We start from the raw sequence: 12,393 nt of genomic DNA, 5'->3' as shown, positions 1-12,393 counted from the left end.
CTGCTGGGTGGGTGCGGTTCTTTATAGCACCGCTCGAAACCCTTGCGATAATGCTCGTTTCGAATGACGGTATGCTTGGCGGTTATGGGGGTTGAGTTCAGGCACCTGGAAGCGTTTCTCGCGGCAGTCGAGGAGGGCAGTATCAGTCGCGCGGCGCGACTGTTGAGGGTGACCCAGCCCGCCCTGTCGCGGACGCTTTCCCAGCTCGAACAGCAGGTAGGAGCCACGTTGCTGCGCCGGTCGGCAAAAGGAGTGGAACTCACCGCCGCGGGAATGGCCTTCCGGGCAAAGGCGACGCAGGCCGTCAACGCGTTTACCGAGGCCGTATCAAGCCCGTTCGACGCCCCGAGGCCGTTACGAGTGGGGCATGCCTGGGCGGCATTGGGGCGATTCACCACGAACCTGATCCAGCGATGGCGGGTCGAACACCCGGAATACCCACTGCAGCTGCGACAGGTCGATGACCTCTACGTCAAGCTGGACGAGGCTGTCATCGACATCGCCGTGGTGAGGGGACAGCGGCCAGGGTCGCGATACCGGCACGAGCTGCTCTATCGGGAGGCACGTCTGGCCGCGGTCCCCGCTCAGCATCAGCTGGCGAACCGTCGATCGGTGACTCTCGGGGAGCTGGTCCCGTACGACCTGGTCGTCAACACCGCTTCCGGGACGACCGAGCCCTACCTGTGGGAAGAGAACCGGCGACCCGCCGTCACGGTCGAGGTGGCCACCGTCGACGACTGGTTGAGCAACATCGCGGCCGGGGCAGGACTCGGAATCACCCCGGACCCGAGCAGCCAGCTGTATCAGCGCCCCGAGATCGTCTACGTTCCCCTCAGCGACGCTCCCCCTGTCACCGTATATCTGGCTTGGCCGCCACACTCCTCACATCCCGCACTCCGCGACTTCCTCGCCATCGCCAGGGCGCTGGTCGGATAACAGGAGATCGCACCTATCGGCACCTATCCGGCGACGGTGTCCTCGCTCACTTCGGCCGCCACGCGAGCGGCGATCTTCGACGGCCTGGACGCGCTGGCGGAGAAGTACGTCAGCAACTCGGAGATCTCGAGGGGATCGTCGAGCTGCGGGCAGTGTCCCCAGTCTTCGCGCACCATCAGCCTGCTGTGCGGGACCAGCGCGTGCAGCTGCCGTCCGGAGGCGGCGCTGACCAGCTTGTCCTTGCCGCAGACGACGACCAGGAGCGGGACGCGGATCTCTTCGAGCCGGTACGCGTCCGTCAGCTCTTCGACGAGTTGCCTCGCCTGTTCGAGCCGGCTGGTGGTGGAGCGATAGTCCGGGAACAGCGATGTGAACCGGCGAACCTGCTCGGCGTCCGCGGCGGTGGCGTTCGCGTAGAGCAGGCGGGGCACGACCTGCTCGGCGACGGCGCGGACGACGAAGCCGGGGATCGGCAGCGGCAGGGCCGAGTACATCCGCAGCGGCAGCGGATAGCGCGCCACGGTGCGGATCAGCCAGCTGTCCACGAAACCAGGGGCGGCGATCGACGCCACGCCCGCGACCGGCAGCCGGTGGTTCTCCGCGGCGCGCAGGCTCATCGTGCCGCCGAGCGAGTTCCCGGCGAGCACCACCGTGCCGAGGACGGCCTGCTCCTTGATCACGGCCGCGGTGAAGGCGTCCAGCTGCGGGAGCATCGGGCCCGGCCGCAGCGGCTGAGCGTCACCGAATCCGGGCAGATCGACCGCGACCGCCGGAACACCGGCGGCCGCGAGCAGCTCCAGGACGGGGCGCCAGGTGTCGGCGCTGTCGCAGTAGCCGTGCAGCAGTACCAGCCTCGGTGCCGTCGGCTTCGCGTGCCCGCGTGCGGTGGCCCGCTTGCCGAGCACCCGCCGCGGGGCGCGGTCGGCGGGCTCCACCGGCTGCGGTCCGACTTCGAGCACTCTGGTGCGCACCCCGGCGTAGCGCCGGAAGGAGACCCGGATCGGGTCGGCGTCGGTGCTGCTCCGGCCCCCGGGGTCCGCCGGTTCGGGCCGCTGCGATGCGGTCATACCTCAAGGCTAACCGCGAGAGGTCGGATTTTGGTCGAACTTTGGTCGTGAAAAGCTCGCTGAGTCATAACGTTCTTGACACTTGACAAGACCGTGGAATGGCTGCTTGACCTGCGTCGACCGCGCGGACGTGCGCTCATGTGCGCGCTTGATCGCGGCGAGGGGGTGGGCTCACCCCTCCGATCAATGCGTGAAAACCACCTTGCCTGAAGTTTCCCCTTCGAGCATGTTCTTAAACCCGGTCTCGGCTTCCGTGAACGGCAGTTCGGCGCCGATGTGCGGCCGGACGCCGGTGAGCTCCAGGTAGGCGAGGAGATCGTTCAGTTCGTCCCTGGTCCCCATCGTGGAACCCGCGATGCGCAGTTGCAGAAAGAACACACGCTGCAACTCCGCGTGAGCGTCCGGGCCGCTGGTCGACCCGGAAACGACGATGATGCCGCCCGGTTTGAGCGACTTGACCGAGTGCGACCACGTCGCCTTACCCACGGTCTCGAAGACCGCGTCCACCCGCTCCGGCAGCCGAGCGCCGGACTCAAAGGTCTGATGTGCGCCCAGATTCTCGGCCAGCGCACGCTTTTCTTCGCTACGCCCGGTGACCCAAACCCGGAATCCGGCCGCACGCCCGAGCTGGATCAGGGCCGTCGAGACACCGCCGGAGGCACCCTGGACGAGCATCGTCTGCCCCGGCCGCAGCCCGGACTTCACGAACAGCATCCGGTAGGCCGTCAGCCACGCCGTGCCCATGGTCGACGCTTCCGCGAAGCTCAGTCCGGCCGGCTTCGGCACGACGTTCCGCGCCGGGACGACGACCTGTTCGGCGAAGCTGCCCTGGTGTTTCTCGGTCAGCAGAGTGCGCTTCGGGTCGAGGGTGTCGTCGCCCTGCCAGCCCGGCGCGTTGATCACCGAGTGGAGGACGACCTCGGTGCCGTCGTCGAGGGTGCCCGCGCCGTCACAGCCCAGGATCATCGGGAACTGTTCGGGTTTGATGCCGACCCCGCGCAGTGTCCACAGGTCGTGCATGTTGAGGCTGGCGGCCTTGACGGTGACCCGCACCCAGCCTTCGGGCACTTCGGGCTCGGGGCGCTCGCCGATCACGAGCGAGTCCAGCGGCTTTTCGGCGTTGGGTTCGGAAGCGTAAACGGCGAACATGTCAGCAACCTACATGGCCTGACCGGTGGTGGCAGCGGCCGCGAGCGTAGGCTCACAGTGTGTTCAACGGGCTTGCTGACTGGTGGGACGGCGTCGAGCTGTGGCTCGCGCAGGCCCCGTTCCCCGTGCAATTCGTGCTGGTCATGGCGGTCGTGGTGCCGCTGTGCCTGGTCGCGGCCTGGCTGCTCGACACCGCCTTCGGCAAGGTCGCCCGGCTCTTCGGCGCGGCCCGCGATGCGAACGACTCCGACCGGTCCTCCTAAGCTGGCGCACCATGTTCAACCGTAGGCGGATCACCGCCGCCCTGATCGGGCTGATCGTGCTGGTGCTCGCCGGCTGGTTCGTCAAGGACGGCATCAGCGGTGACGACACGAAGAGCACCTCGGCTCCGGCGAGTTCGTCCGCTTCGGCCGGGCCGTCGGGCGAGGCCGCGGCGAGCCGGGCCAAGGGCAAGGTCGCGGGCGAGGAGTCCGGGCTGCCGGTCAAACCGCTCACGGGACTGCCCCCTCAGGCGTCGGAAACCTGGCGCCTCATCAAGGCCGGCGGGCCGTACCCGTATCCGCGCAACGATGACGTCCCCTTCCAGAACCGGGAGAAGGTCTTGCCAGCCAAGGACTCCGGCTACTACCGGGAGTACACGGTCAAGACGCCGGGCAGCCCGGATCGCGGCGCCCGGCGGCTGGTGACCGGCTCGGCCAAGGAGCTGTACTACACCGAGGACCACTACAAGTCCTTCGTCGTAGTGGACACCAGCCGATGAGCGAGGTGGAGAAGAGCGAGGCGGACAAGGCATTCGCGCGGGGCGCGCGTCCGCATCTGATCGAGGGCGGCCGGACGGTCGACAAGGCCACCACGCTCGACGCGATCGCGGAGGCCCTGTCGTTCCCCGAGTACTTCGGGAAGAACCTCGACGCGCTCTACGACTGCCTGACCGACCTGTCCTGGCTCCCGGCGGGGGAGCATGTGCTGATCTGGTCCGGTTCCTCGCTGCTCAGGGACCGCGATCCCAAGGCGTACCTGGCGATCCGCAGCGTGCTTTCCGACGCGCAGCGGGCGCTGGGGCCCTCCGGTGATCGAAGGGACTCCCGGCGCCTCACCGTCGTCCTGCCGGACTAGCTTTCGGGCACCCAGTTCGGCTTGCGCTTCTGCGCGAAGGCCGTGATGCCCTCCTGGCCCTCTTCGCTCGCGAAGAAACCGACGGACAGCTTGTTCATGGCCTCGAAGCCCTCACTCGGCGTCGCGGGGCGAGGCTTGCTCAGCAGTTCCTTCGTCGCCGCGAGCGCCTTCGGGCCGCCGAGGGCGAGCGCCTTGACGTAGCGGGCGACCTCACCGTCGAGTTCTTCGGCCGGGACAGCCGAGTTCAGCAGGCCGATCTCGACGGCCCGCTTCGCGTCGAAGGTGTCGCCGGTCAGGAACAGTTCGTGCGCGGCACGGGCGGTGAGCCGGGGCAGCACGGTGAGCGAGATGATGGCGGGCACGACGCCGATCCGTACTTCGGAGAACGCGAAGGTCGCTTCGTGGACGGCGACGGCGATGTCGGTCGCGGCCACCATGCCGATGCCGCCCGCCCGCGCGGGGCCCGCCAGCTTCGCCACCACCGGCTTGGGGCTGGTCCACAGCTGTTCGAGAATCTTGGGGAACTCGTTGACGCCCTGGTCGCCCGCGCCCGCCCCACGGGCCTCCTTGAGATCCATCCCGGCGCAGAACACCGGGCCGGTGTGGGTGAGCACGATGACCCGCACCGTGTCGTCCGCCCGTGCCTTGTCCAGCGACTCGCTCAGCTCACGGCGCAGCTGGGCGGAGAGCGCGTTGCGGTTGTGCGGGGAGTCCAAGGTGATCGTGGCGGTGCCGCCCACCACGTCGTAGTGCACCAGTTCGTCAGCCATGGCCACACCTTCGCACAGCCCGGTCAGGCCGGGCAGTGGCCTGCGCCACCATGCTCCGATGGTGGCGCAGGCGCGGTTCAGCCGATCGTCGTCGTGGTGAAGGTCGGGCTCGGGTTCGGGAAACAGGACGTCGGCGCCGAGACGTCGAAGCCCGCACTGACCACCGCGGTGAAGGTCAGCCCCGGGTCGCCGTAGCTGGTCCCTCCCAGCTTCGTCTCGATGCTGCCGGAGGTGCCCGCGGTGAGATGCGCGGTCACGGTCGGCAGTTCGAACGTCGAGCCGCCCGCGATCGGGCCGGGGAAGCTCAGCGTCGCGACGCTGCCCGAGACGGTGATCTTCGGCGGGGTCGAGCCGATGCCGGAGCCGCCGGTGAGGTCGGCGCCCACCCAGGTCGAGTTCGCCGGGATCGGGATCTTCAGCGCGAAGTCCTTGATGTGCTTGACCTGGTAGCCGCTGACCTCGGCCGGGACGGTGTTGGCCGCCGGGTCGATGACGATGTCGAGTGCGGCGCCGGGGGCGACGGTGGCCGGCGCGGTGACGTCGGCGTCCTGGTTCAGCTTGAGGTACTTGTTGCCGACGAGCGGCGGTTTCGCCTCACAGTCGAAGACGACGGTGGTCGCCGCCGAAGCCGGTGCGGCGAGGCCGGCGAGCGGGACGAGTACGGCCGAGGCGCAGACGAGGGCACGGATGGCAGCCTTCATGTTCCACCTACCTGGGGGTTCGATGGGGAGAAAGGGAGCTGCGCAGCGATTAGAGAGTTACCGGCAAGTTAAGTAACTCGTCAAGAAATCTCCGTTCCCATACGCGAGGCGTCACGGAACTGGGAACAAGACCCTCCGAAGATCGGTATCAAGCGCCCGAACGGGACAGGCCGCGCTACTCAGGCGGCGAGCCGGGCCGCGGCGGCCGAGTAGCGTTCCAGGACGAGGCCCGCGATCCGCGGATCCGGTCCCAGCGGCCCGGCGATGATCACCGACGGGTCGGCTTCGCGGGCCAGGCGCGCGATCCGGTCCGGCAGCAGTCCCGGCGCGAGGAACCAGCCCGCGACCGCGAGCCGCCGGGCGCCGTTGAGCCGCAGCCGCGCGATGGCGGCGGGCACGTCCGGCTGGGCGGCGCTGGCGAAGGCGGGGGTCGCGAGGAGCCCCCGCCGCAGGTGCCAGCGGGTGGTGATCCCGGCGACCGCGTCGTTCGCCGCGACGTTCGACGAGCCGACGCCCGCGAGCAGGACGCCCAGTCCCGGATCATCCAGATCGGCACCGGCCTCGGTGAGCCGGTCCAGCGCGACCGTCTCGATGAGCGGATCGATGCCCAGCACCCCGGAGACGCGCACGTCGAGGCCAGGGCAGTCCGCGGTCACCTCGGCGACGAGCGCGGGCAGATCGACCCGGGCGTGATAAGCCACGCCGAGCAGCAGCGGCACCACGACGACCTCGCGATGCCCCTCGGCGTACAGCCCGCGCAGGGAATCGGTGAGCAACGGCTCCGAGAGGTCCAAAAAGGACTCCCGGAGATCGAGACCCGGTGCCTGGCCGCGGGCGACGTCGAGCAGCGCGCGAATGGTCGCGGCGGACCGCGGATCGCGGCTGCCGTGGGCGACGGCGACCAGTGGCGGAGTACGGCTCGGGGTCATGCGAACCTTTCGCCGACGAGTCCGGCGGCGAGGGTGTCGCCGTCCTTCGGGTCGATGACCAGGAACGCGCCCGTCCGCGGGCTGACGCCGTAGTCGTCCACGCCGATCGCCTCGGCCAGCCGCAGGGTCACCCGGCCGATGTCGTTCAGCTCCAAGGTGGCTGGATCGTCCACACTGGACAGTGTCTGCTCGTCGAAGCGGGCGTGGAGCTCGCCGACGATGGCCTGCACCGTGCGGGTACCGTGCTTCACCAGCACCCGTGCGCCCGGGTTGAGCGCCTTGGCCGAGAGCCAGCACAGGGTCGCGGTGATCTCGTCGGTCACCTCCGGCCGCCGGTCGGCGGCGGCGATCAGGTCCCCGCGCGAGATGTCGAGGTCGTCGGCGAGCAGCAGCGTCACCGAGGCGCCCGCCACTGCCTCGGTGAGCGGCCCGTCGGCGGTGTCGATGCCCTCCACCCGGCTGCGGAGTCCTTGCGGGAGCACGACGATCTCGTCGCCCGGCCGGACGGTGCCCGCCGCGATCTGCCCGGCGTACCCGCGGTAGTCGGGGTGGTCGGCCGTCCGCGGCCGGATCACGTACTGCACCGGGAAGCGGAACGGCGAATCGTGCGGATCCGGTGCCACCGGAACGGTTTCCAGGTGTTCCAGCAGGGTCGGGCCCGAGTACCAGGGCGTCTTGTCCGACTTCTCCGCCACGTTGTCGCCCACCAGCGCCGAAACCGGCACCGCGAGCACGGAACCCCGCTCGTAGCCCAGCGACGCGGCGTGCCCGGCGAACTCCTCGGCGATCACGGTGAACGTCGCTTCGTCGTAGCCGACGAGGTCGATCTTGTTCACCGCCAGCACCAGGTTCGGGACGCCCAGCAGCGCGAGTACCGCGGCGTGCCGCCGGGTCTGCTCGATGACGCCCTTGCGCGCGTCGACCAGCAGCACGGCCAGTTGCGCGGTGGACGCCCCGGTCACCGTGTTCCGCGTGTACTGCACGTGGCCGGGGGTGTCCGCGAGGACGAAGCTGCGCTTCGGGGTCGCGAAATACCGGTACGCCACGTCGATCGTGATGCCCTGTTCGCGTTCCGAGCGCAGGCCGTCCACGAGCAGCGAGAGGTCCGGTGTGGACAGTCCTTTGTCGACACTGGCGCGGGTGACCGCGTCCAGCTGGTCGGCGAGCACGGATTTGGTGTCGTACAGGAGCCGCCCGACCAGGGTCGACTTCCCGTCGTCCACACTGCCCGCGGTCGCGAGCCTGAGGAGGCTGGACATCAGAAGTACCCTTCCCGCTTGCGGTCTTCCATCGCCGCCTCCGACATCCGGTCGTCGGCGCGGGTGGCGCCGCGTTCGGTGAGCCGGGAGGCCGAGACCTCGGCGATGACCTCGTCCACCGTGGCGGCGGTCGATTCGATGGCACCGGTGCACGAACCGTCGCCGACGGTCCGGTAGCGCACGGTCAGTTCGCGCACTTCCTCGCCCGGCCGCGGGCCGCCCCACGGGCCTTCGGCCAGCCACATGCCGTCGCGCTGGTAGACCTCGCGCCGGTGCGCGTAGTAGATCGACGGCAGTTCGACCTTCTCCCTGGCGATGTAGTTCCAGACGTCCGCCTCGGTCCAGTTGGACAACGGGAAGACGCGGACCTGCTCGCCAGGACGGTGACGGCCGTTGTAGAGGTTCCACAGCTCCGGCCGCTGCCGCCGCGGCTCCCACTGGCCGAAGGCGTTGCGGAGACTGAAGATCCGCTCCTTGGCGCGGGCCCGTTCCTCGTCGCGGCGCCCGCCGCCGAAGACGGCGTCGAACTTGTTCTCGGCGATCGTGTCGAGCAGCGGCGTGGTCTGCAGCGGGTTGCGCATGCCGTCGGCGCGTTCTTCGAGCCTGCCGTCGTCGATCCAGTCCTGGACCTTCGCCACCACCAGCCGGAGCCCGTGCTGCTCGACCACGCGGTCGCGGAAGTCGATGACCTCGTCGAAGTTGTGCCCGGTGTCCACGTGCAGCAGCGGGAACGGCACCGGCGCCGGCCAGAACGCCTTGATCGCCAGGTGCAGCAGGAGTGTGGAGTCCTTGCCGCCGGAGAACAGGATCACCGGCCGGTCGAACTCGCCCGCCACCTCGCGGAAGATGTGGATGGCCTCGGATTCCAGCGCCGCCAGGTTGTCGGTGGCGATGGGGGTCCGGGGGGAGCCCCCGGAGAGCACAGTGGCCGCTGGTTCGAGCGTGGTCATGTCGTCCCTTCTCACCCGTGCAGGCCGCACTCGGTCTTGCCCTGACCGGCCCACCGGCCGCTGCGCGGGTCTTGCCCCGGAGCGACCTTCGCGGTGCACGGCGCGCAGCCGATCGACAGATAACCGATGGACACCAACGGGTTCTCGAGGATCCCGTGCTCGTCGATGTAGTTCCTGAACTCGTCGTCGGACCACGGCGCGATCGGGTTGATCTTCACCAGCCCGTTGCGGTCGTCCCAGGTGACGATCGGCGTGTTCGCGCGGGTCGGCGCGTCGACGCGGCGGACGCCGGTCACCCACGCCGAGTACTTCGCGAGCGTGTTCCGCAGCGGTACGACCTTGCGGAGGTGGCAGCACTGGTTCGGGTCGCGTTCGTGCAGCTTCGGGCCGTACTCCGCGTCCTGTTCGGCGACGCTCTGTTCGGCTTCGGCGTTGACGATCCGCACGCCGGGGTACACCGCCTGCACCGCGTCACGGGTGCCGATGGTCTCCGGGAAGTGGTAGCCGGTCTGCAGGAACAGGACGTCGACGTCGGGTTTGACCTGGGTGGCCAGATCGAGCAGGACGGCGTCCTGCATGTTCGACGCGACGATGAAGTCGTCGCCGAACGTCTCCGCGGTCCAGCGGAGGGCCTCGGTCGCGGTCGCTTCCGCGAGCTCCTTCGAGGCCCGTTCGGCGAGGGTCTTGTAGTCGGCAGTGGCGGTCATCCTTGCGACACCTCCGGAAAGGACAGTCCGAGGAACTTCACGGTGAAGACCCGGCGGCAGCCCGAGCACAGCCAGGAGCCGCCCTCTTCCGGCCGCAGGTCCTCATCGCCACAGAAAGGGCAGTAGTACGGGCTCGCTCGTTCGGTCACTGCAGGACGCTTTCCTCGGCCCGGGTGACCCACTGGGCGAAACGCTCACCGGGTTCGCGTCCGGCGATGTACGCCCGCACGACCCGTTCGACGTAGGCGGTCAGCTCCGACGCGGTCACCTTGTGCCCGCGCAGTTTCCGGCCGAATCCGGCGTCCAGGCCGAGCCCGCCGCCGAGGTGCACCTGGAAGCCTTCGACCTGCTTGCCGTCCTCGTCGGTCACGATCTGGCCCTTGAGCCCGATGTCGGCGGTCTGGATCCGGGCGCAGGAGTTGGGGCAGCCGTTGAGGTGCACGGTCACCGGGTTCTCGATCTCGGACTGGATGTCGGCGAGGCGCTTCTCCAGCTCGGTGACCAGTTCGATCGCGCGGGCCTTCGTCTCGACGATGGCGAGCTTGCAGAACTCCAGCCCGGTGCAGGCCATGATCCCGCGCCGCCACGGCGACGGCTCGGTCTGCAGGCCCAGCTCGGCCAGATCGCTCTTGAGCCCGCCGACCTCGGCCTCGGGGACGTCGAGGATCACGAGTTTCTGCTGCGGGGTGAGGCGGACACGGTTCGATCCGGCGCGCTCGGCGGCCTTCGCGACGGCCAGCAGGGTGGCTCCGGAGACCCGGCCCGCGACCGGTGCGGCGCCGACGTAGAACCTGCCGTCGGTCTGCGGGTGCACGCCGACATGGTCGATCTGGGTCGCGGGTACCTCGGGCGCGGGGCCGTCGGCCAGCTTCCGCTTGAGGTACTCGTCCTCCAGGACCTGGCGGAACTTCGCGGCGCCCCAGTCCTTCACCAGGAACTTGATGCGCGCGCGGGCACGCAGGCGCCGGTAGCCGTAGTCACGGAAGACGCTGATCACGCCTTCCCAGACGTCGGGGACCTCGTCGAGCGAGACCCAGGCGCCGAGCCGCTGCCCGATCATCGGGTTGGTGGACAGGCCGCCGCCGACCCAGACGTCGAAACCCGGTCCGTGCTCCGGGTGGTCGACGCCGACGAAGGCGACGTCGTGGATCTCGTGGGCGACGTCCTGCTGGCCGGAGATCGCGGTCTTGAACTTGCGCGGCAGGTTCGAGTAGCGCGGGTCGCCGATGTAGCGGCGCTTGATCTCGTCGATCGCGGGCGTGCCGTCGATGACCTCGTCGGCGGCGATACCGGCGACGGGGGAGCCGAGGATGACGCGCGGGCTGTCGCCGCAGGCCTCCATCGTGGTCATCCCGGCCTTCTCCAGCTTGGCCCAGATCGTCGGGACGTCCTCGATCTGGATCCAGTGGTACTGGATGTTCTGCCGGTCGGTGATGTCGGCGGTGTCGCGCGCGTGGGTCTGCGAGATCTCGGCGAGCACGGCCAGCTGATCGGTGGTCAGCGCGCCGCCGTCGAGCCGGACCCGCAGCATGAAGTAGCGGTCGTCGAGCTCTTCCGGTTCGAGCGTCGCCGTGCGGCCGCCGTCGATCCCGGGCTTGCGCTGGGTGTAGAGGCCGAACCAGCGGAACCGGCCGCGGAGGTCACCGGGGTCGATCGCGTCGAACCCGCGATGGGCGTAGATGTTCTCGATCCGCGCCCGCACGTTCAGCGGGTTGTCGTCCTTCTTGGACCGCTCGTTGGGGTTCAGCGGTTCGCGGTACCCCAGAGCCCACTGTCCCTCGCCCCGTTTCTGTTTGACCCGGGGGGTACGGGCAGGCGTTTCGCGCGTGGGCGACGACATGGGAGTCCTCCGGCAGATCGTGGTGGTGGCGGGGAGTCAGCGGTTCGTCGCACAGAGCGCGCTCGCCACGCGACGGAGATCCACGTGGCGGCGGGCCACGAGGGTGATTCCGGCGCGGGTCATTGGTTCAGCGTGCCACGCGCCCACTATGTGGTCCAGGCCGGTCCGAATGCTGGGAACCCAGATCGACCGCGACCGTTTCCGCAGGTCAGAGCTCATCTTTGGGCGTCAAGGCCGAGGCGGTGACCCGGCATTGTGACGCAGAACGCGCACTTCTCAAGAGGGGAGCACGCGGTCCACGATGACCCGGATGACCTCTTCGTCGGAGACGTCCGCGAGCACGTCGGGCAGGGTGAGCCGTTCGACGGTGAGCCCGGTCAGCGCCAGATACATCAGCAGTACCTCGGCCCGGCCGCCCGGCATCCCCGCGGCGACGTGCCAGTCGACGCTCAGGTCGATGCTCTCGCGGATCGTCTTGGTCAGCTCGGCCGCCAGATCCGGGCGGCGGGTGGCTTCGAGCCGGAGTTCGAGCAGGGCGAGATACGGCTCGCGATGGCCGGTCAGCCTGCCCATGAGCTCGCCGAGCAGCACGCCGACCCGGTCGTGGGACGGCGTCTCGGCCTGCGGGTTCGCCAGCACCTCGGCGGGTGCCGACAGTCGCTCGTGCACGCGGACGCCCACCTCGCCGAGCAGCTGGTCCCGGTTGCGGAAGTAGTTGGACGTCGTCCCCGGCGGCACGTCCGCCTCGACGTCCACGGCGCGGTAGGTGAGCCCGCGGGCGCCCTCGCGGGCGAGGACGGTGATGGCGGCGTCGGTGAGGGCGGTCCGGCGCTCCGGGTTCTGTCGCATCGGGACATTCTCCTTGCCTCGTTCAAACCACTATGCCTATAGTACTACGCATCAAGTGGTTCGGCTGGGAGGAAACAAACGACATGCAGGTCAAGGGTTTCGGCGGGGGCATCCTCGTCG

16 protein-coding genes are annotated in these 12,393 nt (G+C 69.1%); 4 read left to right on the top strand and 12 right to left on the bottom strand.

The window, feature by feature from the left end; genetic code table 11:
• The first annotated feature begins 63 nt into the window (after positions 1–63).
• Complete coding sequence (locus tag L324_RS20235) at positions 64–936, top strand: LysR family transcriptional regulator (RefSeq protein WP_328286153.1); 873 nt, start codon at positions 64–66, stop codon at positions 934–936.
• Between the two features lie 23 nt (positions 937–959).
• On the opposite strand, the gene L324_RS20230 is transcribed toward L324_RS20235, so the two are convergent.
• Both L324_RS20230 and L324_RS20225 read right to left on the bottom strand, forming a co-directional pair.
• The gene (locus L324_RS20230) at positions 960–2,003 is read right to left on the bottom strand and encodes an alpha/beta hydrolase (protein WP_037310619.1); all 1,044 of its coding nucleotides are present in this window, start codon (positions 2,001–2,003) and stop codon (positions 960–962) included.
• Positions 2,004–2,186: 183 nt separating this feature from the next.
• Positions 2,187–3,152: a zinc-binding dehydrogenase gene (locus L324_RS20225; protein WP_037310616.1), complete on the bottom strand. Its 966-nt coding sequence runs from the start codon at positions 3,150–3,152 to the stop codon at positions 2,187–2,189.
• A gap of 59 nt (positions 3,153–3,211) precedes the next feature.
• Between L324_RS20225 and L324_RS20220 the strand changes: the two genes are divergently transcribed.
• From L324_RS20220 to L324_RS20210, 3 genes are read left to right on the top strand one after another with little or no spacing between them, the layout of a single operon-like run.
• Positions 3,212–3,415 carry a hypothetical protein gene (locus tag L324_RS20220; protein WP_037310613.1) on the top strand — a complete coding sequence of 68 codons (204 nt, stop codon included), beginning with the start codon at positions 3,212–3,214 and terminating at the stop codon, positions 3,413–3,415.
• Between the two features lie 11 nt (positions 3,416–3,426).
• Positions 3,427–3,912, top strand: a complete 486-nt coding sequence (locus L324_RS20215) for a guanyl-specific ribonuclease (protein ID WP_037310610.1) — start codon at positions 3,427–3,429, stop codon at positions 3,910–3,912.
• Positions 3,909–4,268, top strand: coding sequence for a barstar family protein (locus L324_RS20210; protein ID WP_037310607.1), 360 nt, complete (start codon positions 3,909–3,911; stop codon positions 4,266–4,268). The genes L324_RS20215 and L324_RS20210 overlap by 4 nt, the downstream gene beginning before the upstream one ends.
• Here L324_RS20210 and L324_RS20205 read toward each other — a convergent pair.
• The 10 genes from L324_RS20205 to L324_RS20165 form a co-directional block, all read right to left on the bottom strand.
• Positions 4,265–5,038: an enoyl-CoA hydratase-related protein gene (locus L324_RS20205; RefSeq protein ID WP_037310604.1), complete on the bottom strand. Its 774-nt coding sequence runs from the start codon at positions 5,036–5,038 to the stop codon at positions 4,265–4,267. The genes L324_RS20210 and L324_RS20205 overlap by 4 nt on opposite strands.
• A 77-nt stretch (positions 5,039–5,115) precedes the next feature.
• On the bottom strand, positions 5,116–5,739 hold the full coding sequence (locus tag L324_RS20200; RefSeq protein WP_037310602.1) for a hypothetical protein: 624 nt from the start codon (positions 5,737–5,739) through the stop codon (positions 5,116–5,118).
• A 179-nt stretch (positions 5,740–5,918) separates the two neighbouring features.
• Positions 5,919–6,668, bottom strand: coding sequence for a sirohydrochlorin chelatase (locus L324_RS20195; RefSeq protein ID WP_037310599.1), 750 nt, complete (start codon positions 6,666–6,668; stop codon positions 5,919–5,921).
• Positions 6,665–7,927 (bottom strand): sulfate adenylyltransferase subunit 1, encoded by a 1,263-nt coding sequence (locus L324_RS20190; protein WP_037310596.1) that lies wholly within the window; start codon positions 7,925–7,927, stop codon positions 6,665–6,667. Before L324_RS20190 ends, L324_RS20195 begins: the two co-directional genes overlap by 4 nt.
• A complete protein-coding gene (gene cysD / locus L324_RS20185; RefSeq protein WP_037310594.1) occupies positions 7,927–8,877 on the bottom strand; it encodes a sulfate adenylyltransferase subunit CysD in 951 nt (316 codons plus the stop codon). The genes L324_RS20190 and cysD overlap by 1 nt, the downstream gene beginning before the upstream one ends.
• A gap of 11 nt (positions 8,878–8,888) precedes the next feature.
• A complete protein-coding gene (locus L324_RS20180) occupies positions 8,889–9,584 on the bottom strand; it encodes a phosphoadenylyl-sulfate reductase (RefSeq protein WP_037310590.1) in 696 nt (231 codons plus the stop codon).
• The gene (locus L324_RS20175; RefSeq protein ID WP_037310587.1) at positions 9,581–9,733 is read right to left on the bottom strand and encodes an eL43 family ribosomal protein; all 153 of its coding nucleotides are present in this window, start codon (positions 9,731–9,733) and stop codon (positions 9,581–9,583) included. Before L324_RS20175 ends, L324_RS20180 begins: the two co-directional genes overlap by 4 nt.
• Entirely contained in the window at positions 9,730–11,424 is a 1,695-nt protein-coding gene (locus L324_RS20170; RefSeq protein ID WP_037310584.1) for a nitrite/sulfite reductase, read from the bottom strand. The genes L324_RS20175 and L324_RS20170 overlap by 4 nt, the downstream gene beginning before the upstream one ends.
• 36 nt (positions 11,425–11,460) lie before the next feature.
• Positions 11,461–11,547 carry a putative leader peptide gene (locus L324_RS44140; protein WP_360907593.1) on the bottom strand — a complete coding sequence of 29 codons (87 nt, stop codon included), beginning with the start codon at positions 11,545–11,547 and terminating at the stop codon, positions 11,461–11,463.
• A 153-nt stretch (positions 11,548–11,700) separates the two neighbouring features.
• Complete coding sequence (locus L324_RS20165) at positions 11,701–12,273, bottom strand: TetR/AcrR family transcriptional regulator (RefSeq protein ID WP_037310582.1); 573 nt, start codon at positions 12,271–12,273, stop codon at positions 11,701–11,703.
• Between the last annotated feature and the right edge of the window lie 120 nt (positions 12,274–12,393).

It is taken from the genome of Amycolatopsis orientalis DSM 40040 = KCTC 9412, from assembly GCF_000478275.1.
GTDB classification, from domain to species: domain Bacteria; phylum Actinomycetota; class Actinomycetes; order Mycobacteriales; family Pseudonocardiaceae; genus Amycolatopsis; species Amycolatopsis orientalis.
This window is presented reverse-complemented; position numbering and strand designations above follow the sequence as displayed.

Bases quoted from the DNA above. Each gene is read 5' to 3' on its own strand.
- L324_RS20170 (WP_037310584.1), bottom strand. From the start codon at position 11,424: ATGTCGTCGCCCACGCGCGAAACGCCTGCCCGTACCCCCCGGGTCAAA.
- L324_RS20230 (WP_037310619.1), bottom strand. From the start codon at position 2,003: ATGACCGCATCGCAGCGGCCCGAACCGGCGGACCCCGGGGGCCGGAGC.
- cysD (WP_037310594.1), bottom strand. From the start codon at position 8,877: ATGACCACGCTCGAACCAGCGGCCACTGTGCTCTCCGGGGGCTCCCCC.
- L324_RS20210 (WP_037310607.1), top strand. From the start codon at position 3,909: ATGAGCGAGGTGGAGAAGAGCGAGGCGGACAAGGCATTCGCGCGGGGC.
- L324_RS20165 (WP_037310582.1), bottom strand. From the start codon at position 12,273: ATGCGACAGAACCCGGAGCGCCGGACCGCCCTCACCGACGCCGCCATC.
- L324_RS20215 (WP_037310610.1), top strand. From the start codon at position 3,427: ATGTTCAACCGTAGGCGGATCACCGCCGCCCTGATCGGGCTGATCGTG.
- L324_RS20200 (WP_037310602.1), bottom strand. From the start codon at position 5,739: ATGAAGGCTGCCATCCGTGCCCTCGTCTGCGCCTCGGCCGTACTCGTC.
- L324_RS20235 (WP_328286153.1), top strand. From the start codon at position 64: ATGACGGTATGCTTGGCGGTTATGGGGGTTGAGTTCAGGCACCTGGAA.
- L324_RS44140 (WP_360907593.1), bottom strand. From the start codon at position 11,547: ATGACCCGCGCCGGAATCACCCTCGTGGCCCGCCGCCACGTGGATCTC.
- L324_RS20225 (WP_037310616.1), bottom strand. From the start codon at position 3,152: ATGTTCGCCGTTTACGCTTCCGAACCCAACGCCGAAAAGCCGCTGGAC.
- L324_RS20180 (WP_037310590.1), bottom strand. From the start codon at position 9,584: ATGACCGCCACTGCCGACTACAAGACCCTCGCCGAACGGGCCTCGAAG.
- L324_RS20190 (WP_037310596.1), bottom strand. From the start codon at position 7,927: ATGTCCAGCCTCCTCAGGCTCGCGACCGCGGGCAGTGTGGACGACGGG.
- L324_RS20195 (WP_037310599.1), bottom strand. From the start codon at position 6,668: ATGACCCCGAGCCGTACTCCGCCACTGGTCGCCGTCGCCCACGGCAGC.
- L324_RS20205 (WP_037310604.1), bottom strand. From the start codon at position 5,038: ATGGCTGACGAACTGGTGCACTACGACGTGGTGGGCGGCACCGCCACG.